This is a genomic window from Corynebacterium sp. BD556 (assembly GCF_038452275.1).
Classification (GTDB): domain Bacteria; phylum Actinomycetota; class Actinomycetes; order Mycobacteriales; family Mycobacteriaceae; genus Corynebacterium; species Corynebacterium mayonis.
On record NZ_CP141643.1, the window covers coordinates 1,000,555 to 1,019,209 of the forward strand.

Annotated in this window: 18 protein-coding genes; 3 read left to right on the forward strand and 15 right to left on the reverse strand. The window is 61.3% G+C overall.

What is annotated here, in order from left to right:
* Positions 1-143: 143 nt before the first annotated feature.
* Together VLL26_RS04750 and rarD are read left to right on the forward strand one after the other, a co-directional pair.
* A complete protein-coding gene (locus VLL26_RS04750) occupies positions 144-638 on the forward strand; it encodes a M23 family metallopeptidase (protein WP_342319961.1) in 495 nt (164 codons plus the stop codon).
* A gap of 34 nt (positions 639-672) precedes the next feature.
* Positions 673-1,557: an EamA family transporter RarD gene (gene rarD, locus VLL26_RS04755; RefSeq protein WP_342319962.1), complete on the forward strand. Its 885-nt coding sequence runs from the start codon at positions 673-675 to the stop codon at positions 1,555-1,557.
* Here rarD and VLL26_RS04760 read toward each other — a convergent pair.
* The 12 genes from VLL26_RS04760 to rpsP form a co-directional block, all read right to left on the reverse strand.
* Positions 1,554-2,450, reverse strand: coding sequence for a tyrosine recombinase XerC (locus VLL26_RS04760; protein WP_342319963.1), 897 nt, complete (start codon positions 2,448-2,450; stop codon positions 1,554-1,556). The genes rarD and VLL26_RS04760 overlap by 4 nt on opposite strands.
* Before the next feature lie 11 nt (positions 2,451-2,461).
* Complete coding sequence (locus VLL26_RS04765) at positions 2,462-3,637, reverse strand: DNA-processing protein DprA (protein WP_342319964.1); 1,176 nt, start codon at positions 3,635-3,637, stop codon at positions 2,462-2,464.
* The gene (locus VLL26_RS04770) at positions 3,634-5,151 is read right to left on the reverse strand and encodes a YifB family Mg chelatase-like AAA ATPase (RefSeq protein ID WP_342319965.1); all 1,518 of its coding nucleotides are present in this window, start codon (positions 5,149-5,151) and stop codon (positions 3,634-3,636) included. The genes VLL26_RS04765 and VLL26_RS04770 overlap by 4 nt, the downstream gene beginning before the upstream one ends.
* Complete coding sequence (locus tag VLL26_RS04775) at positions 5,138-5,521, reverse strand: YraN family protein (protein ID WP_342319966.1); 384 nt, start codon at positions 5,519-5,521, stop codon at positions 5,138-5,140. The genes VLL26_RS04770 and VLL26_RS04775 overlap by 14 nt, the downstream gene beginning before the upstream one ends.
* An 88-nt stretch (positions 5,522-5,609) precedes the next feature.
* Positions 5,610-5,918, reverse strand: coding sequence for a DUF2469 domain-containing protein (locus VLL26_RS04780; protein WP_165002563.1), 309 nt, complete (start codon positions 5,916-5,918; stop codon positions 5,610-5,612).
* Positions 5,915-6,559 (reverse strand): ribonuclease HII, encoded by a 645-nt coding sequence (locus VLL26_RS04785; protein ID WP_342319967.1) that lies wholly within the window; start codon positions 6,557-6,559, stop codon positions 5,915-5,917. The genes VLL26_RS04780 and VLL26_RS04785 overlap by 4 nt, the downstream gene beginning before the upstream one ends.
* Positions 6,560-6,568: 9 nt before the next feature.
* Positions 6,569-7,258: a signal peptidase I gene (lepB, locus tag VLL26_RS04790; RefSeq protein ID WP_342320153.1), complete on the reverse strand. Its 690-nt coding sequence runs from the start codon at positions 7,256-7,258 to the stop codon at positions 6,569-6,571.
* Between the two features lie 154 nt (positions 7,259-7,412).
* Entirely contained in the window at positions 7,413-7,760 is a 348-nt protein-coding gene (gene rplS / locus VLL26_RS04795; protein WP_342319968.1) for a 50S ribosomal protein L19, read from the reverse strand.
* A 117-nt stretch (positions 7,761-7,877) separates the two neighbouring features.
* Entirely contained in the window at positions 7,878-10,142 is a 2,265-nt protein-coding gene (locus VLL26_RS04800) for a Tex family protein (RefSeq protein ID WP_342319969.1), read from the reverse strand.
* A complete protein-coding gene (gene trmD / locus VLL26_RS04805; RefSeq protein WP_342319970.1) occupies positions 10,139-11,248 on the reverse strand; it encodes a tRNA (guanosine(37)-N1)-methyltransferase TrmD in 1,110 nt (369 codons plus the stop codon). The genes VLL26_RS04800 and trmD overlap by 4 nt, the downstream gene beginning before the upstream one ends.
* The gene (gene rimM / locus VLL26_RS04810) at positions 11,241-11,747 is read right to left on the reverse strand and encodes a ribosome maturation factor RimM (protein WP_342319971.1); all 507 of its coding nucleotides are present in this window, start codon (positions 11,745-11,747) and stop codon (positions 11,241-11,243) included. Before rimM ends, trmD begins: the two co-directional genes overlap by 8 nt.
* 193 nt (positions 11,748-11,940) lie before the next feature.
* Complete coding sequence (gene rpsP / locus VLL26_RS04815) at positions 11,941-12,468, reverse strand: 30S ribosomal protein S16 (protein ID WP_342319972.1); 528 nt, start codon at positions 12,466-12,468, stop codon at positions 11,941-11,943.
* A gap of 364 nt (positions 12,469-12,832) precedes the next feature.
* Between rpsP and VLL26_RS04820 the strand changes: the two genes are divergently transcribed.
* On the forward strand, positions 12,833-14,974 hold the full coding sequence (locus VLL26_RS04820) for an acyltransferase family protein (protein ID WP_342319973.1): 2,142 nt from the start codon (positions 12,833-12,835) through the stop codon (positions 14,972-14,974).
* Positions 14,975-14,984: 10 nt separating this feature from the next.
* Here the strand turns inward: VLL26_RS04820 and ffh are convergent, their stop codons facing one another.
* The 3 genes from ffh to VLL26_RS04835 all read right to left on the reverse strand — a co-directional run bounded on the left by ffh (position 14,985) and on the right by VLL26_RS04835 (position 18,479).
* Complete coding sequence (gene ffh / locus VLL26_RS04825) at positions 14,985-16,598, reverse strand: signal recognition particle protein (protein ID WP_342319974.1); 1,614 nt, start codon at positions 16,596-16,598, stop codon at positions 14,985-14,987.
* A 100-nt stretch (positions 16,599-16,698) separates the two neighbouring features.
* The gene (locus VLL26_RS04830; RefSeq protein ID WP_342319975.1) at positions 16,699-17,037 is read right to left on the reverse strand and encodes a P-II family nitrogen regulator; all 339 of its coding nucleotides are present in this window, start codon (positions 17,035-17,037) and stop codon (positions 16,699-16,701) included.
* Positions 17,034-18,479: an ammonium transporter gene (locus VLL26_RS04835; protein WP_425292301.1), complete on the reverse strand. Its 1,446-nt coding sequence runs from the start codon at positions 18,477-18,479 to the stop codon at positions 17,034-17,036. The genes VLL26_RS04830 and VLL26_RS04835 overlap by 4 nt, the downstream gene beginning before the upstream one ends.
* Positions 18,480-18,655: the final 176 nt, after the last annotated feature.

An 18,655-nucleotide genomic window follows, 5' to 3' on the forward strand; every position in this document is an offset into this window, starting at 1 on the left:
TGGAAAGACTGCCCGGTCAATGCTAGTACCCGCGCTGGCAAAAAACCAATTTAGCTGCGGGGTTATCCACAGGCTAACCGGTAGTTCACAGGCATAATCATGATCCTCGGCGTTTAAGGCCCGTATCGTGTTAGTTCTATGCCATGAAAAGGTTTGTCGCGTTAATCTGCGCCGTCGCCATTAATGTCTCTCCGCTGGGTGCACCTTTCGCCTCCGCTTGGGTGGATCCATCGACGGGCAAGTTGCGGGCCACCAATGTCACCAGGGGTGCAGATATCCCGGAGAAGAATTGGCTGCCTGGCCATCGGGGAGTCGACTTAGGTATGCGCCAGGGTGGCAACGTGCTTGCCGCCGCCGATGGGGTTGTCGTCTTCACCGGTGTTGTGGCCGGAACTCCTGTGATTTCCATTGCCCACCCTGATGGATTGCGCTCAACTTACCAACCCGTCCATGCCCGCGTGGAACAAGGGGAGCACGTCCGCGAAGGGCAGGTAATTGGAATTTTGGGACGTTCCACTCAACACGATGGGCTGCACTGGGGTGTGCTTACGGGCCCTGACACGTACATCAACCCTCTGAGCCTGCTTAGCTCCCCCACCATCCGGCTCAAGCCCCTGGGTGAGCGTTCACTAAGGTGAGTGCAGGACAAAACTGCACAGTGAGGAGGTGCCAATGCAGCACACCCCCACCGCCACCCGCAACGCCACCGCGGCGGTGTCTTTGAACTATCTCGTCTGGGGTCTTTTGCCCCTGTTTTGGGCTCTGCTCGGTGAAGTCAATTCTCTTTACATTCTTGCCCAGCGCATCATGTGGTCAACGTTGCTTGCCGGTGCGTGGCTTTTGATTGCCTCCCGGCGACGCAGCAATACCGCGCACACTGTGAGAGGTGCTTTCCCCGCCCTATTGATGTCCGCGCTGGCGATCGCCGTGAACTGGGGTCTCTACATTTGGGCCGTCAGCAACGGCTACGTTTCCTACGCGGCTTTAGCTTATTTCGTCTCCCCTTTGTTGAGCATTCTCCTCGGCGCCGTCGTCTTCCGGGAAAAGCTGGAGCCTGCCAAGTGGTTGGCCATTTGTCTGGCTGGCGCCGGCGCGCTGGCCTACGGCTGGGGTCAGTCCGGCATGGGTTTGGCCGTTGTTTTCGGTGTCGCGGGTTCCTTTGCCATCTACGCCGCGATCAAGAAAACTGTCACGGTTGCGGCAGTCAAGGGCCTTTTCGTCGAATCAGCGGTGCTAAGCCCCATCGCCTTCGGCTTGATCGTCGCCGAAATCCTCACGCCCGGCACCACTTTAACCCTGACGACCTGGGGCTTGTTCATCCTCGCTGGGGCGGTAACCTTTCTGCCCTTGCTGGTGATGTCCCACTTCGCTCGGATTGTTCCTTTCACCCTGCTGGGCATGCTGCAATACATCTCCCCTGTTGTGCAGCTTGTTCTTTCCGTCACCGTATTCCGGGAGAGTATCGAGTCCAGACAGCTTGTGGCCTTGGCCCTGATTTTGACAGGTGTAGCCATCTTCGTCTCCTCTAGTGTGCGCGCTGGCCCGCAACGTATCTAGGCGCGTGGGTGCGCCTGCTGATAAACAGCCGCCAGGCGCTGCGCGGAGACATGGGTGTAGATCTGCGTGGTCTGGAGGCTCGAATGGCCCAGTAGTTCTTGCACCACCCTCAAATCCGCACCTCCCTCGAGCATGTGGGTCGCGGCGCTGTGGCGCAGGGAGTGCGGGCTAAGTTCCCCGGCGCCGATGCGCGCGGCGGCGCGTTCTACCACCCGACGCACCTGCCGCGGGTCGATCCTTTTGCCCCGCGTTCCGACAAACAGTGCCTTCTGCCCGTCCAAGGCCAGTTCTGTTCGGCCGTCACTTAACCATTCGCGCAGTGCTGTGGCGGCTTTGCCGCCGAAGGGGACCACGCGTTGCTTATTGCCCTTGCCTGTTACCCGGACGGTGAGCTGCTGGGTGTCCACGTCGCTGAGATCCAACCCAACCAGCTCCGCAACGCGGATCCCCGTAGCGTAGAGCAACTCAAGCATGGCTGCGTCGCGCAACGCTTCCGCTTGGTGTTCCTCGTCGTTGATCTCTGCTTCAACAAGTTGGGCTGCGCGCTGCGCAGAAACCACTTTGGGCAAATGCCGGTTGACCTTCGGTGCGGCGAGTCTCGCGGCGACATCAGAAGCGAGGTGGCCCTGTTTGTGTGCCCAGGTGGAAAAGGCACGGGCGGCGGCGGTGCGCCGGGCCATGGTGGAACGGGCAAGGCCACGCGAGAGGGAATCGGCAAGCCATCTGCGCAACACTGGGAGGGTGAAATCTGCGAAGGTACCGACGAATCCTTCCAGCGTGGCCAGATCCGAGGTGTAGGAGCGCACCGTTGCCTCACTGCGGCCAAGCACCAAACGCGCATACTCACCGAAGTCCGCGATAGCCTCGGTGAGCTGATCCCGCGAGTCACTCATGCCCCACGAGTTTAATCGATTATCCCCTTACATCGCGCCCACTTGCTACCTTCGCGCCTGACCACGCCTTTCTTGTTCAAATCCACCAACAGATGCACGGTCAGCGCGATGGACAGGCCCGCGAGTTTCGCAACCACGTCCGCCCCCGCACAACCAGTGACAGGCAAGGAGTCGTAGACGCGCAGTTCGTTGCGGGACAACGACTGAATCGGATCGGCGCGAAACTCAAGCTCGCGCTGCCCTTCAGCATCGACCTCGCCCAGCGGCGCAAGCAGCTCGTGGATATCGTCGGCACTCAGTGCCATCTCGGCTTTACCGTCGCGGATAGCCAGGTTCGCCCCCAAAGAGCCAGGTCCAAGAATCGGCCCAGGTACCGCCATCGCCCGGCGCCCGTAGTAATTGACCCAACTCAAGGTATTCAGCGCCCCGGAGCGGAAGGACGCTTCCACCACCACGCTGCCCTGTGTCAGGGCAGCAACGAGACGGTTGCGGGTGAGGAAGCGGTGCCGGTCAGGCGCTACCCCCGGTGGGTATTCGCTGATGACGGCTCCCCCGGCGGCGACAATGCGGTCGAAGATACTGGAGTTTTTCCGCGGGTAGGTCACTCCCGGCCCGCACGCGGCCACCATCACAGTTGGCACGCCGCTGTTGAGAGCAGTTTCGTGGGCGACGGTGTCGATGCCTAACGCTCCCCCCGAAACCACTGTGTACTGCCAGCGCGCCAAACCTGAAACTAAGTCCGCGGTGGCGTGGTGGCCGTAGGCACTGGCCGCGCGAGTACCGACGATCCCGACGGAACGGGCGAAGATCCCCGCCAGGTCCACTGTGCCGCGTACCCACAGCGCATGCGGGGCCACCCCACGCTCGCGGAATTGCTCCAAGTTGGCGGTGCTGGCCGCGACCCCAAGGTCGAAAGCGGTGTGGATTTGCTCATCTGGCCAACCGTGATGCTCCGGGGTGAGCAATTCAAAGCCGTGCCGTTTCGCCTCACAGAGGTCCTCGTTGGAGCGTTCCCAGGTGTAGCGCGACTCCGTCTCCTTTGCCAGCCGGCCCAGCCAACTCGCTCGGCTGCGCACACCGCGGGCGATCTCGTCGGCGTCTCGCCCGGCGCGCAAAAGCTGCTGCAGGGCGTGACTCGGTCCTTCGACAACGCGGCTTAAATACGCCCACGATTCCAACGCGCTCATGCCGCAATCCCCGCGAGATCGGCGGTGCGCAGGTCCACGGCGCGCGCTACGTGGTCAAGGTTCGGCTGGGTTGAGGCATCCAGGTCGGCTAGGCTCCAGCAGAGTTTCAAGACCCGGTCGACGCCGCGTTGGGTCAGCGCACCTCTTGCGAGCAAAGCCGCGAGGTAGGCCATGGCATCCTCGGTAGCGGGGAATTCGCGCCGGATAGTCGTGGAGTTGACCCGGGCGTTGAGGGTTGTATCCATTTCTCGCCACCTGTGCGCGGCACGCTCGCGGGCTGCGGCGACACGTTGGGCGATGGCGGCGGAGCTTTCGGCATTTGCGGGGTTGAGCACAGCGTCTTGGGTGGTGGTGCGCAACGAAATATCGATGCGGTCGCGCAGCGGCCCGGACAAGTTGCGCAGGTGTGCAGCGCGTTCCTGGGCACGGCAGGTGCAGGCGGCAGGCACGGTCGCGGCGCATTTGCAGGTGTTCGCTGCGAGCACGAGTTGGAAGTGCGCCGGGTAGGTCACGGTGGCCCGCGCCCGCGTCAGGCGCACCACACCTGTCTCTAAAGGGATACGGAGTGAGTCAAGCACAGCGGCGTTGATTTCTGATGCCTCGTCGAGAAAGAGCACACCGTGGTGCGCTTGGCTCACCGCCCCCGGGCGCGGTGAGCCGGCTCCCCCGCCGATCAGGGCCGCTTGACGCAGTGAGGGGTGCGGGGCGATGAAGGGACGCGACGCGACAATTCCACCCGCGAACGGCGATGCCGCCCCGCACACGGAGTGAATTGCGGTGGCTTCGATCATTTCACTGCGCTTCAAGGGTGGAAGGATAGACGGGAGGCGTTCAGCGAGCATGGATTTGCCGGTGCCGGGTGGGCCCACCATGAGCACATGGTGCCCGCCGGCGGCGGCAACTTCGAGGGCGAAACGCTCCTCGGCTTGGCCTGCGATGTCGCGGAAGTCTGCGGTGGCCACTGGGGCGTCGACAAGCGTGCCCCGCGGTAGGTGAAGCTCGCAAGATCCGCAGATCCAGTTCCACACCTCCGACAAACTGTGCGCGGCGAGGATTCGGTCGTGGCCCAACAGCTCGGCCTCCGCCGCGTTCTCGGCGGGAATAACTATGTGTTCAACATCCTCGGGTGCGGCTAGCAGCATGGGCAAAATCCTCTCGACACGGCGCAGGCGCCCACCCAAACCGAGCTCGCCGAGAAACATCGTGCGCTCGAGTACCAGCGGCGCCCTCGGGTCTAGCGCCCCAATGACAGCGAGCGCCACAGGCAAGTCGAAATGAGACCCAGCCTTGGGAAGGTGCGCGGGCGAAAGAGAGACCATGACCTTGGTGCGCGGCCACGGCAGAGCCGAATTGGCCACAGCGGTGCGGATCCGGTCGCGCGATTCTTTGACCGCCGCATCACCCAAACCGACCATGTGCACCCCCGGCAGACCAGGGCCGATGTTGACCTCGACGGTGACGGTGCGGGCGCTGAAACCTTCCAAAGTTGCGGAATACGTGCTAGCAAGCGCCATGGTCCACATCCTCGTACAGCGTGATCTGAACGTCCTCGCTGGTAAAAATCACCTCCGCAACATCGAAGCGCACCTTGCTGTAGGTGCTGTAGGGCTGTTCTTCAAGCCACTGCCCGGCGCAGCGGCGCATGGTGGCGAGCTTTTTGGCGGTGACTGCCTCCGCCCCGCCGAAGGATCGGCCACGGCGCGATTTCACCTCTACAAAGACGATGGTGCCGTCTTCATCTTTCAAAATCAGATCTATTTCGCCGCAGCGGGTGCGCACCCGGGAGTCGATCAGCGTATAGCCGGCCGACTCGTAGACCCCGAGCGCGAAACCCTCCCCCGCGATCCCGAGCAGATGATTGTCCTCGTATGTTGATTGCGTCATGTGCTTGTCCCCCCAACTTGTTTTCTGCATAAAACTCGTTGGTGTATTAGACGGCGCACATGCCCCTGCGGTTCCCTAGGGTTTGAAACTAACGCTCCGGGAAGGTCAGATCCGGCTTGTCCAATTCTTCGATGTTGACGTCTTTGTAGGTAATGACGCGCACGTAGCGAACGAAGCGCACGGCACGGTACATATCCCACACCCAGCAGTCGGACATCCGCACTTCGTAGTAGACGTCTTTGCCTTCGGTGTGTGGGATAAGTTCAACCGCGTTGGCCAGGTAGAAGCGCCTGTCTGTCTCGACTACGTAGGAGAATTGGCTGACCACATCGCGGTATTCGCGGTAGAGGGAGAGCTCGACTTCTGCCTCGTAGTTGTCCAGATCTTCAGCGCTCATGGTGACCTCTCGAAATGTTCGTGGGCGGATCTCACGTTGGCATAACTATAACGATGTTCACGGCTCGCTCCATGGCGGCGCACCGCGTCCATGTGGGCCGCCGTTGCGTATCCTTTGTGCTTTTCTAGCCCATAGTCCGGGAACTGCCGTGCCATCTTTGTGATGAGGCGGTCGCGGCTGACTTTGGCGAGAATGCTAGCTGCGGCGATGCAGCGGGCAGTCGAGTCGCCCCCGATGATGGGCAGTTGGGCGACGGTAAGTCCGGGGATGCGGAAGGCGTCGACAAGCACGTAGCCGGGTGGAGCTGCAAGCTTGGCGACGGCCCTTCGTGCCCCATCTAAGTTCGCCGCCTGTATCCCCCGGCGGTCGATTACCTGGGCGGGAACATGGACCACCGACCAGGCCAGGGCACAATCGACGATGGCACCAAAGAGCGACTCCCTGCGTGAGGCGGTGAGCTTTTTGGAATCGTCGATCCCGTCGAGGGCCGGGATAGGTTGTGATGGCAGGACGCACGCGGCGACAGTCACCGGCCCGAAACATGCCCCGCGTCCGGCCTCGTCAACGCCTGCCACTGGGCCGAGCCCTGCTTTGTGCAGTGCGACCTCGTGGGTGCGCAACTGTTTAAGCCGCCTTGGCACCTGAGGCTCTTAGTTCTGGATCTGTGGCGCGTCGATGCCGCCGAAGCGGTCGAGCGGGAAGACGATGGCAGCGACTTTGCCGCGGATGTTTTCCTCCGGGATGGCACCTTGGTACTCATCACCCATGTGGTAGCGCGAGTCCAGGGAGTTCGTGCGGTTATCGCCCATCATGTAGTAGGTGCCTTCGGGGACTACGATGGGGCCGAAGTAGTCGCCGCCGCAGGCATCCGAACCGGTGGTGGGATTGACCGGGTAGAAGTTGGGCGTAAGGATATAAGACTGGTCGATCGGTTTGCCGTCAACCATGACAGCCGGGTCGCCTTCTTGGCAGGACACAGTTTGGCCGCCAGTTGCAATGACGCGCTTGACAAGGTTGTTTTCATCGGGGGGCACGATTCCAGCCCAGGAGCCGACTTGTTGCAAGCCCGCCACGACCGGGTTCGTTGAACGGGTCGATTGCCACTGGGTGTTCCAGGAGTCAGTGCCTTTGAATACGACGACGTCGCCCGGTTGCGGGTCGTCGAAGTAGTAGGAGATCTTTTGCACCGCGATACGGTCGCCCTTGCCGTCGAGGCCGTGCAGGGTCGGTTCCATTGATGCTGAGGGGATGACGTAGACGCGGCCGATGAAGGTTTGGATGATGAAGATGAAAAACAGCGTCAGCAAAATCACCAGTGGGATTTCAAGATACCAGGCCATTGCCTTCGTCTCGTCGCCTGCGCGGCTGTTGTCCTCGCCGGGCTGGTGGGGTTTTGCGGTGTTGGGGTTGGTCACTTGCAACACTTTATCACCGGCGAAGCAAAGCTATGCCCCGCCCACCGGCAGGTGGTGCGGGGCATAGCTTTTGTGATTTTTAACGGCGCTCCTTGATGCGGGCAGCTTTGCCGCGCAGCTCGCGCATGTAGTAAAGCTTCGCGCGGCGCACGTCGCCCTTGCGCAGAACCTCGATCTTCTCGATGTTCGGGGAGTGGACCGGGAATGTACGCTCGACGCCGATGCCGAAGGAGACCTTGCGGACGGTGAATGTCTCGCGGATACCGGAGCCTTGGCGGCGAACCACGAAGCCTTCAAAGAGCTGGGTACGGGTGACCGAGCCTTCGATAACCTTCACGTGGACGCCGAGGGTGTCTCCCGGGCGGAAGTTCGGGATGTCGTCGCGCAGTTGGCCTGCGTCGACAAGATCAATGATGCCGTTGCTCATGTAGCAATCCTTTACGTTTAAGGACAGAGGACCCTAGCGGCCACTCCCCTTGGGTGCGGGGCGCTCGTCTGGTTCATGTCTCCTACAACAACCTGTGAGATTCTACATACGCGCCGGTCAGTTCCCAAATCCTGCCTTTTTCAGGGCGGCAGCCATCGAACCGTTTGCTTGACGACGCCCACCCGCCGCCTTCTTCTCACCAGGATTCTTGCGGGGCTTTTTCCTGTCCTGCCCAGGTTCGTCGTCGAGCCTTAAGCTCAGTGCGATGCGTTGGCGCTCCACGTCGACCTCCATCACCTTGACCTTAACTACTTGGCCGGAGCGGACCACGTCGTGTGGGTCGGAAATGAATTTTTTGCTCATCGCGGAAACGTGCACGAGCCCGTCCTGGTGCACCCCGACATCGACAAAGGCGCCGAACGCGGCGACGTTTGTTACCGTTGCCTCCAGGATCATGCCTGGGGTGAGGTCCGAGACTTTGTTCACACCTTCCTTAAAGGTAGCGGTGCGAAACTCGGGGCGCGGGTCGCGCCCCGGTTTATCCAGCTCGGCGATGATGTCGGTGACCGTCGGGATGCCGAAAGTCTCGTCAGCGAAATCGGCAGGTCTGAGCCGTTCAAGCACCGCCGTGTTGCCGATTAGCTCCTGGGTCGCCGTGCCGGTGGCCTGGGCGATACGCTCAACAACCGGGTAGGCCTCCGGGTGAACAGCCGAATCGTCGAGGGGGCTGTCTCCGCCGCGGATACGCAAAAAGCCCGCCGCTTGTTCGAAGGCTTTAGGCCCCAATCGCGGCACCTTGTGGAGCTGCTGGCGGGAGACGAAGCTGCCCTGTTCGTCGCGGTAGGCGACGATGTTTTTCGCGATGGTCGGGGTCAGTCCCGAAACTCTTTCCAGCAACGGCACGGATGCGGTGTTGAGGTCAACGCCAACGGAGTTGACCGCGTCCTCGACCACAGCGTCAAGGGAGCTGGCAAGCGCCGCCTGGTTGACGTCGTGCTGGTATTGACCCACACCGATGGATTTGGGGTCGACCTTGACCAATTCCGCTAGCGGGTCCTGCAAACGGCGGGCGATCGAGACTGCCGAGCGAAGCGAAACGTCCATGTCCGGAAATTCCTGCGCGGCGATCTCGGAGGCCGAGTACACCGACGCCCCGGATTCCGAAACCATCACCGGTGTCGGACGAGCTGCCCCTGCCCTGGCGATGAGATCAGCGACCTCGCCAGCGAGCTTTTCCGATTCACGCGAGGCGGTGCCGTTGCCCACAGCAATTAACTCCACGCCATGGGTGGCCGACAGCGCCGAGAGCTCTTTGACCGCTTCCGCCCAACGGTTCTGGGGCTGGTGCGGGTAGACGATGGTGGTGTCTAAGACTTTGCCGGTGCCGTCGACAACCGCGCATTTCACACCGTTGCGGTAGCCGGGGTCCAGCGCCAAGGTGGTGCGCTGGCCGGCTGGGGCGGCGAGAAGGACGTCGCGCAGGTTGGTGGTGAATACCTCCAACGCGCCCTGCTCGGCCTTCTCACGCAGCCGTGTCCTCGTCTCCAGGTTGGACGAGACTTGCAGCTTGGTCCTCCACCCCCAGCGCACAGCCTTGGCCAGCCAGGGGCTTACATCCACCGCAAGATCGAAGTGCTGGGCGATCATGCCCTCGTAGATCGACTCATCACCCGGGTCGAGCTCGAGGGAAAGCACCCCCTCCGACTCCCCGCGCAAAAGAGCCAGGATGCGGTGGCTGGGCAGGCTGCGGAAAGGTTCCGAGAAATTGAAGTAGTCACAGTACTTCGCGCCCTCGGTTTCCTTTCCCTCTACAGCGCTGGCTTTGATCGTGCCGGTGTCGTAGCAGCGCTCACGAACCTGCCCAACTAGGTCAGCGTCGGTGGTGAAGCGCTCGACTAGGATCGCGCGGGCACCGTCAAGGACGGCTTTTGTGTCCTCGAAGCCCTCCGCAAGGAAGGCTTCGGCGGCGGATTCCGGGTCGGTCGTTGGGGCGTCGATAAGCAACTGCGTGAGCTTTTCTAGTCCGGCCTCGCGGGCGATGTCGGCCTTGGTCTTGCGACGCTTCTTGTAGGGCAAGTAGAGGTCTTCGACGCGCGCTTTGGTGTCAGCCTCCTGGATTCTCACGCGGAGATCTTCGGTGAGCTGGCCTTGCTCCTCAATAGCGGCGAGCACCGCTTCCTTCCGCTCTGCAAGTTCCGTGAGGTAGGTGTTGCGCTCCTCAATCAGGCGCAGTTGCCCGTCGTTGAGCCCGCCGGTGGCTTCTTTGCGGTAGCGGGAAATAAATGGCACGGTGTTGCCCGCTCCAAGCAGCTCAAGGGCGGCGGTGACCTGCTGGGGGGCGACTTTAAGCTGTGCCGCAATGGTGTCAGCGATAAATGTCATTCGTGTGATTCTAGCCCCACCTCGATCGTGTCCCCTTCCCAGCTCCCACGCACGCGGGCAGCTTGAGCGACGGTCATGGTGGCCTCCTCCAGACTCAAAGTGGTCTGCCCCCTCACCACGATACGACCAGCATCCAAGCTAATCTCAGGGTGACGGTAATGACTGCGGCGCAGCTCACGGCGGATGTGTTTGAGGGAAATGGGGCCATAATCCCCCTGAATTGTCGTTTGCACCTCACGGCCGTAGAGCGTGAAGTAGTCATCTTCGTCTAGCTCCGCGTCCTCCAACAGCTCGGGGCGCACTTCCCGAGTGCGCAGCAGCGACTGGTCCCGGCGCCACCGTCGGCTTTTGTCATGATCACCCGACAACAACACTGCGGGGACGTCGAGGCCGCGCCAGCTACGCGGCTTGGTGTACGAGGGTCCCTCGAGAAGCCCAGCGGAAAAGCTGTCTTCTTCGTGGCTTTCGGTGTTGCCCAGCACCCCGGGAATGAGGCGGGTTACGGCCTCGGTGATGACGAGGGTGGCCACCTCCCCACCGATGAGCACATAGTCGCCGATGGAGACTTCGCGCACCCGGTAACGCTTCGCAGCATCTACGAAAACCCTCTGGTCAATGCCCTCGTAGCGCCCGCAGGCAAAAACAATATGGCGCTCGCGCGACCAGGCCTGCGCGTCTTTTTGCGTGAAGGGTTTGCCCGCAGGTGTCGGCACAAGAAGAAGCGGTTTATCAGCTTCGTTTTCCAAAGCGCCATAGCCATCCTCATTTGTTTCGTAGGGCCTGGGGGCAATCTTTGCGACTTCGTCATGGCGGAGTTTGTCATTGCGGTGCGCGGCGGCGGTATTTAGTTGTGTTCCAGCGCGCCCGGCGGCGACGGCGTCGAGTGCCGGTCCCCACACCTGCGGCATCATCACCATGCCCGGGCCTCCTCCGAGCGGCGGGGCGTCGACAGATTTGTGTTTTCCCACGGCCCAGTCGCGCAGGTTGTGCACGCCAACTGTGACGATGCCCTGCTCGATCGCTTTGCCTAGCAGTGCGTGGCGCAGCGGCTCAAGGTAGTCGGGGAAGATGGTGATGATGTCGAGGCGCAGCTTCGGATCAGACATCCAAAAGCCCCTCCGGCGGGGTGATGGTCATCAGGCCCTTGTCCAGGTCGATTTCCGGTACGAAGTCCATGACGAAGGGCACCAAGACCTCGCGGCCCTCGTAGTCAATTTCAAGGATTTTGCGGTTCGGGGTGTCCATCACTCCGGTGACTTCACCGACCTGGACGTTGTCGAGAATGACCTTCAAACCAATCAGCTCGTGGTCGTAGAACTCGTCGGAGTCCTCGTCGCGCTCGAGTGGTGCGGCGAAGAATTTCATGCCGCGTAAGGTTTCGGCTTCGGTGCGGTCTGGAACTTCCCGGAATTTCACCAGCAGTCGGCCTTTGTGGGGGCGCGAAGATTCCACGGTGAGCACTCTTTCTTTGCCGGCTTGTGTGCCGGTGATTTCCGCGCCATCAGCGAATCGGATCTCGGGGGAATCGGTCATGACTTCAACGACGGCTTCCCCGCGGATCCCGTGGGACTTTACCACCCGCCCTACTTGCACCTTCATGGTCATTGAGCTTACCTGCGGGCATTTTTGCACTGCTTGTCGACGCCTTACTGCCCGCCCCCGCACAGCCTGCGAGGTGGCGCCTCGTCGTGGCCTGGTGTTTTTCCTTTAGGTCGCAAATTTTTCCTCAAGCGGGGCGCGCAGCAAAAAACCCGCGCACTTGTTTTAAGTGCGCGGGTTTTAAAAAAGTGCGGAGGGTTTAGTTCTCCTCAGACTCCGCAGATTCAGCAGCTTCTTCGGCCTTGTCCTCTGCGGCAGCCTCATCTGCGGCGGCTGCAGCGGCATCTGCAGCGGCAGCGGCCTCTGCTTCAGCGGCAGCCTTAGCCTCTGCTTCTTCCTTAGCCTTCTTGCGCTTTTCGGTGATGGCCTCGGCGGTCGGGCCGTTGTTGGCCTCCTCGAGAGCCTGGTTGAACAGCTCAAGCTTGGACGGCTTTTCCGCGGCAACCTTCAGGGTGCCTTCTGCACCCTCAAGGCCCTTGTATTTCTGCCAGTCACCGGTGATTTTCAGCAGGGCGAGAACCGGCTCGGTCGGCTGGGCGCCAACGCCGAGCCAGTACTGGGCGCGCTCGGAATCAATCCTGATCAACGACGGCTCTTCCTTCGGGTGGTAGATGCCGATGTTTTCGATGACCTTGCCGTCGCGGCGGGCCTGCGCGTTTGCGATGACGACACGGTACTGAGCGTTGCGGATCTTGCCGAGACGCTGGAGCTTGATCTTGACAGCCAAAATTATGTCCTTACATAGTCACTGGGCAGTTCAGTCACCCGCCGCGGTTCGGCGGGCCGGTTCAACCCTTCTTCTTTAACCTGCGTGTGACGGGCCGGCCGACCACGCCGGGAGGTGTTGCTCTTTACCCCCAGCGTTGACGCTTCCGACGCTGACGCAGGACCGCGCTTACTCTACCGGGGTGCACGCGCACGACCAAAACGGGCCATGTTGTTTGGCCTGCAGGTGCCACGCACGAGTAGGGTGCCATGAGCATGTGCGGCTCAAGATGGGTGGAGATCCTGATAACCCTGCCGTGCCACGGAACTTTGGTGCGGCCTCTACCTAACCTGAGATAAACGCGAGCGAAACGAGGAGATTGTTCATGGGCGCTGCAGGGCTAAAGCAGCCGTCACCGTCGTACCGCGTGGACCTCGATGGTCTGCGCGGCATTGCTATCGCCCTTGTCGTCGTCTTCCACGTCTTCGTTGGTCGAGTCTCCGGCGGCGTTGATGTGTTTCTTCTTCTCTCCGGATACTTCTTCCTTGGTTCGCAGTTGCGCTACGCGCTTCGCCCAGAGCCGAGTTTGAATCCGTGGTGGCCGATATGGCGCACCATTCGCCGCTTAGTGCCGACTCTCGTTTTGGTTGTGGGCTCGGTGTACCTGCTGGTGCGCAACTTTGCCCCGCAGCTTATGAATATCGAGCTGGCCAGACAGTTCACCGCCTCTGTCCTGTACTACCAAAACTGGGAATTGTCCGAACAGGAGGCGGATTACGCGGCGGCCAGCCACGACACCTCTGTCCTGCAGCACCTGTGGTCCATGAGTGTGCAAGGCCAGTTCTACCTGGCCGGGATTATTTTTGGGTTGTTGGTTGCGGTGGCCGTCGACAAGCTCAAGCTGCCAACATCCGCGGCGCGCAAGGCCATAGTGGTGATTTTGACAGCCTCGAGCATCGCTTCCTTTGCGTGGGCCTCGCGCTTCGGGCTGATTGGAACACCGGGCAGCTACTACTCCACTTTCTCTCGTGCGTGGGAGCTTTCCCTCGGGGCGCTTCTTGCAATGGCACCCGCCACTTTCGCAATTCCCCGTCGCTTCTCGACGACGGCGACGGGCGCGGGTTTAGCCATGATTGCGCTGACAGGTGTGGTGATCACGTCCTCGCTGGCCTTCCCGGGGCCGTTGACCCTTCTGCCGCTTACGGGCGCTTCCTTGATCGTTTTGTCCAACCCGGACAATCCGGTGTCGCGCTTTTTGTCCTCCGCCCCGATGACGTGGCTTGGCGACATTGCTTATTCGCTGTACCTGTGGCACTGGCCACTTTTGATCATCGCAACTGTCGTTGGCGGCTTTGATTCGCCGCCGCTGTGGTTGGGTGCCGTGGTTATCGTGGTGTCTGTCGCACTCGCCCACATCACCCACCTGCTTGTGGAGCGGCCGCTGCGGCAACATGCACGTCGACCGCAGCGAACGGATCAGCCCTACCAACGTGCCGTGCTCTCCCCCGGCACTGTGCCCGGCGCCGTCCGAGGAATAGGCGGCGCGTTGGCGGCTTGTTTAGCTGCGGCGACGCTGATGATTCAGCCGCTGTGGAATCAAAAGGCTCTAGAGGCGGCGGGCCCCCTTGATCCTCATACCCACCCTGGTGCCATGGCGCTTCGGGGGGCGAAGGTGCCCGACAAACCGCCGCTGCCGGACCCTGCTCTCATCGCCGGCATTTACCCGCCCATCGGTGCTGATAATTGCATGATTGCTCGGGACGAACCGGCAGATTCCTTCCCCGGTGAGCACTGCATCTACGGCGATCTCGACGCGGAGACTACCATCGTGCTAGTCGGCGGATCCCACATCGAGCCTTTTGTCATTCCCTTGGACTCTTTGGGCAAGGACCACCGCTTCAAGGTTGTGCCCTTCGTCCGTCAGGAATGTCCCTTGGTTACTCGCTACGATGACATTGTTTCGTCTGATTGCGCCGGGTGGTCCGCTTTGGTTGTGGAGCACCTGAATAAGTTGCAGCCCGATTTGGTCATTTCCACTTCGACGCGCCCGGCAGGTGGCGCCGGAGACGACGCGGAATACAGCGTTGACGAGGTGCCGGATAGCTACGTCGAAGTGTGGCACAGCCTGCGCGATATGGGTATTGCCTTTTTGGGGCTGCGGGACAATCCGTGGATCACTTCGGCGGACGGTGACCGCATGGACCCGAACTTGTGCATGGTCGGCGAGGGCAGTGAAGCGGAATGTTCTATGCCCGCCGACGATTTCTACAGCGCCGTCGACCCTTCCGCCGGGCTTCTCGACGGCACCGACAACCTGTGGGGTGCCGACACCGCGGGCTGGTACTGCCCCAAGGGGATGTGCCCGCCGATCATTGGCAACATTCCGGTCTACCGCGACCAAAACCACATTTCGAACGCCTACGCGGCCAGCCTAACCCCTCTCGTGTGGGAGATTTTGCGGCCGATTTTCGACGAACTTGATATTTTCTACGACGGCGAGGAAGAACCCGCCGAGACCGAAAATTAAGTCCCGACTTCTATTTGCCTTTCTTGCCCATCCTTTTCATGGCTTCGTTGAAGTCGAGGTTGTTGAGGTCAATGCCTTCCATCCCTGGGGGCAGCTTTTGCTGTAACTTCTTTAGCTCGTTGATGTCCGGCATACCAGCGCCCATTGACGGCATCCCGGGCATTGCCGGCATGCCTCCGGCGCGGCGTGGCTTCGGCGGCTTGCGTTTGCCGTGCTTGTTCTTGCGACCTTTCGGCTTTTTCTTCGTCGCGGATCGTCCGCCGCCCGCGCCGGGGATGCCTGGCATGCCGAACTGGTTGGCCATCTGGCCCATCATCTTTTTTGCTTCAAAAAAGCGTTCCACAAGCTGGTTGACCTCGGAAACGCTCACGCCGGAGCCGTTGGCAATGCGTTTGCGACGCGAGGCGTTGAGGATTTTCGGGTCCTCGCGCTCGGCTGGGGTCATGCCGCGAATGATCGCCTGGATGCGGTCGAGCTGCTTTTCGTCGACCATGTCGGCCATTTCGTTCATGGCCTTGCCGCCCGGCATCATTTTCAGCAAATTGCCGATGGGGCCCATGCGGCGCACCATGAGCAGTTGGTTGAGGAAGTCCTCTAAAGTCAGCTCGCCCGAACCGAGACGCGAGGCGGCTTTTTCAGCTTCCTGCTCGTCGAAGAGGGTTTCCGCCTGTTCGATGAGGGACAGCAGGTCGCCCATGCCGAGGATGCGGCTGGACATGCGGTCCGGGTGGAAGATGTCGAAATCGTCTAGCTTTTCGCCGGTGGAGGCATAAAGGATGGGCTTGCCGGTGACTTCACGGATGGATAGGGCGGCGCCGCCGCGTGCATCGCCGTCGAGCTTGGTCAAAACGACACCGGTGAAGTCGACACCGTCAGCGAAAGCCTGGGCGGTGGTGACAGCGTCCTGGCCGATCATCGCGTCGATGACGAAGATGACTTCGTCGGGGTTGACCGCGTCGCGGATGTTGCGCGCCTGGGTCATCAGCGTCTCGTCGATGCCGAGGCGGCCTGCGGTGTCGATGATGACGACGTCGTTTTTGCTGTGCCGTGCGTATTCAACACCGCGGCGAGCAACGTCGACTGGATCGCCGGTTGACGTGCCCATCTCGTGGCCGTGGGAGTCGATGGATGTGCCTGGGTCGGGCGCGAAGGTGGGCACATCAGCGCGTTCGCCGACGATCTGGAGCTGTTGGACAGCTCCCGGGCGTTGCAGGTCGCAGGCTACCAGGATCGGGGTGTGGCCTTGCTTGACCAGGTGCTTGGCCAGCTTGCCGGCCAGCGTTGTCTTACCGGCGCCCTGCAGGCCAGCAAGCATGATGACCGTCGGTGGGTTTTTGGCCAGACGGAGGCGCCGTGTCTCGCCGCCGAGGATGTTGGTCAACTCCTCGTCGACGATCTTAATTACTTGCTGCGCTGGGTTGAGCGCCGCCGAGACGTCGGCGCCGAGGGCACGCTCCTTCACGCGCTGGATGAATGTGCGCACCACCGGCAGTGACACGTCCGCTTCAAGCAGCGCGATGCGGATTTCGCGGGCCGTGGCGTTGATGTCTGCTTCGGTGAGTTTGCCCTTGCCGCGCAGGCCGCCGAGGGCTGTTTGTAGGCGGTCGGACAGAGACTCAAACACGGTGGGCACTCCCTTTGCTGCTTGTTCGGGGCTGAAACGAGCGTGAAAACAACTCGCTACAGCCTAGCGCGTGCGCCACTTCGCGGGCACATCCGCCCGATCAAATCGCGTCGTTGTCGATCTCTCCCGTGCGCACCCGGATGACCTTGGAGACGTCGCTGACCCACACTTTTCCGTCCCCCACCTCTCCCGTGTAGGCAGCTCTAACGATCGCCTCGAGCGCGTCATCGGCCTGTTCGTCGGTGACGAGCACTTCAATTTTCGCCTTGGAGACGAAGGCGGAGGAATACTTCGCCCCGCGGTAGTACTCGACGCTGGCGATTTGCCTGCCCGCTCCTTGCGCTTCGGTGACGGTGATGCCGTGTACGCCAACACCGTCGAGGGCTTCGCGGATGTCGCTGACGGTGAACGGTTTGACCACTGCAGTGATGATTTTCATTCTCCACTCCCTCCGTGCGTCGCGACGGCCGGGGCCGACGCATTTCTTGCGGAAACTTTACCTGCCGTTTCCTGGCGCGTGGTGTCTCGCTGTGAGTCCTCGCCGTGAGATACGCGCGACTCGTTGAGTCCAAGTTCTGCGGCGGACTTGTTGCCCGCCGGGACCCCACCCGGACGCATTCCGGGTCCGCCGAAGTCGTAACCAGTCTCGCGGTGGACGGAGTAGTCGATGCCGTCGAATTCCTGCTCGCGGCTGACACGCCAGCCGATGGTGTACTTGATGGCCAAGGCGATAAGAAGGGTTAGGACGCCGGCGAAAACCATGGCGACGAGTGCGATGACGGTTTGCACGGCGAGGAGGCGCCACCCGTCTGCTCCACCTCCTGTGAAGATGCCGTTGCCTGTGGAAAAGAACGCCAGACCGATCGTGCCCCACAGACCGGCGACGAGGTGGACGCCAACGACGTCCAGGGAATCGTCGTAGTTGAATTTGTATTTCAGGCCGACGCCGTAGCAGCCCAGTACTCCGCCGATGAAGCCGAGCGCTAGCGAGGTCACCGGCGAGAGGGCCCCGGCGGCCGGGGTGATTGCCACGAGCCCGGCGACCACACCCGAGGATGCGCCGAGGGAGGTGGCGTAGCCGTCACGAAGCTTCTCGACGGCGAGCCAGCCAAGCATCGCCGCAGCCGTGGCAGCCGTGGTGTTGACCCAGGCCAGGCCGGCTAGTCCGTCCGCGGCGAAGGCGGAGCCGCCGTTGAAGCCGAACCATCCGAACCACAAAAGTGCAGCGCCCAGCATCACCAACGGCAGGTTGTGGGGCCTGGAGTTGGAGTTCGGGAAGCCTTGCCGGCGCCCAATGACCAACGCGAGCACCAAAGCGGCCGTGCCTGCGGAAATGTGCACAACGGTGCCGCCAGCGAAGTCGATCGGTGCGATGAGTGCCTCACCGTTTTCCGTCCCGAACATCCACGCTGCAAGGGAGTGTTCGTCGTGGCTGAGAATACCGCCTCCCCACACCATGTGGGCGAGGGGGAAGTACACGAGGGTGGACCACACACCAGCGAATACAACCCAGGAGCCGATCTTGACGCGGCTGGCGATCGCGCCGGAGATAATGGCTGTGGAGATGGCCGCGAAAGTGAGTTGGAATCCGACATCGATGATGGCGGCGTATCCGCTTGCTCCGACGACGTAGTCTCCGTTGGAGTCCGTGATTGTGTTTCTCAACCCGAAGAACTCGAAGGGGTTGGCGACGATCCCTCCCAGGGATTGGGTGCCGTAGGACATCGACCAGCCCCATAGCACGTAGACCACCGAGACGATTCCGAGTGTCGTAAACGACATCATCATCATGTTGAGCACGCTGCGACGCGAGGACATCCCGCCGTAGAACAGTGCGAGCGCCGGCGTCATTAACAAAACTAGGGACGCCGATATAAGCATCCAGCCCGCGTTTCCTGATGCCGCAAGTTGATCTGCAGTCACCGCCTTCACCTCTCTCCTGTTATCTATCTATCGTTCGATTGAATTGGGGCCCCTCGACTATAGAACGATAGTTATAACCAAGGGAACTACTGCGAAAAAATTGAGATACACATCACAACAAGAGCGCTAAAAAA

Excerpts from the sequence above, each read along its gene's own strand:
- VLL26_RS04750 (WP_342319961.1), top strand. The coding sequence starts at position 144 with ATGAAAAGGTTTGTCGCGTTAATCTGCGCCGTCGCCATTAATGTCTCT.
- rarD (WP_342319962.1), top strand. The coding sequence starts at position 673 with ATGCAGCACACCCCCACCGCCACCCGCAACGCCACCGCGGCGGTGTCT.
- VLL26_RS04760 (WP_342319963.1), bottom strand. The coding sequence starts at position 2,450 with ATGAGTGACTCGCGGGATCAGCTCACCGAGGCTATCGCGGACTTCGGT.
- VLL26_RS04765 (WP_342319964.1), bottom strand. The coding sequence starts at position 3,637 with ATGAGCGCGTTGGAATCGTGGGCGTATTTAAGCCGCGTTGTCGAAGGA.
- VLL26_RS04770 (WP_342319965.1), bottom strand. The coding sequence starts at position 5,151 with ATGGCGCTTGCTAGCACGTATTCCGCAACTTTGGAAGGTTTCAGCGCC.
- VLL26_RS04775 (WP_342319966.1), bottom strand. The coding sequence starts at position 5,521 with ATGACGCAATCAACATACGAGGACAATCATCTGCTCGGGATCGCGGGG.
- VLL26_RS04780 (WP_165002563.1), bottom strand. The coding sequence starts at position 5,918 with ATGAGCGCTGAAGATCTGGACAACTACGAGGCAGAAGTCGAGCTCTCC.
- lepB (WP_342320153.1), bottom strand. The coding sequence starts at position 7,258 with ATGGCCTGGTATCTTGAAATCCCACTGGTGATTTTGCTGACGCTGTTT.
- rplS (WP_342319968.1), bottom strand. The coding sequence starts at position 7,760 with ATGAGCAACGGCATCATTGATCTTGTCGACGCAGGCCAACTGCGCGAC.
- VLL26_RS04800 (WP_342319969.1), bottom strand. The coding sequence starts at position 10,142 with ATGACATTTATCGCTGACACCATTGCGGCACAGCTTAAAGTCGCCCCC.
- trmD (WP_342319970.1), bottom strand. The coding sequence starts at position 11,248 with ATGTCTGATCCGAAGCTGCGCCTCGACATCATCACCATCTTCCCCGAC.
- rimM (WP_342319971.1), bottom strand. The coding sequence starts at position 11,747 with ATGACCATGAAGGTGCAAGTAGGGCGGGTGGTAAAGTCCCACGGGATC.
- VLL26_RS04820 (WP_342319973.1), top strand. The coding sequence starts at position 12,833 with ATGGGCGCTGCAGGGCTAAAGCAGCCGTCACCGTCGTACCGCGTGGAC.
- VLL26_RS04830 (WP_342319975.1), bottom strand. The coding sequence starts at position 17,037 with ATGAAAATCATCACTGCAGTGGTCAAACCGTTCACCGTCAGCGACATC.
- VLL26_RS04835 (WP_425292301.1), bottom strand. The coding sequence starts at position 18,479 with ATGCTTATATCGGCGTCCCTAGTTTTGTTAATGACGCCGGCGCTCGCA.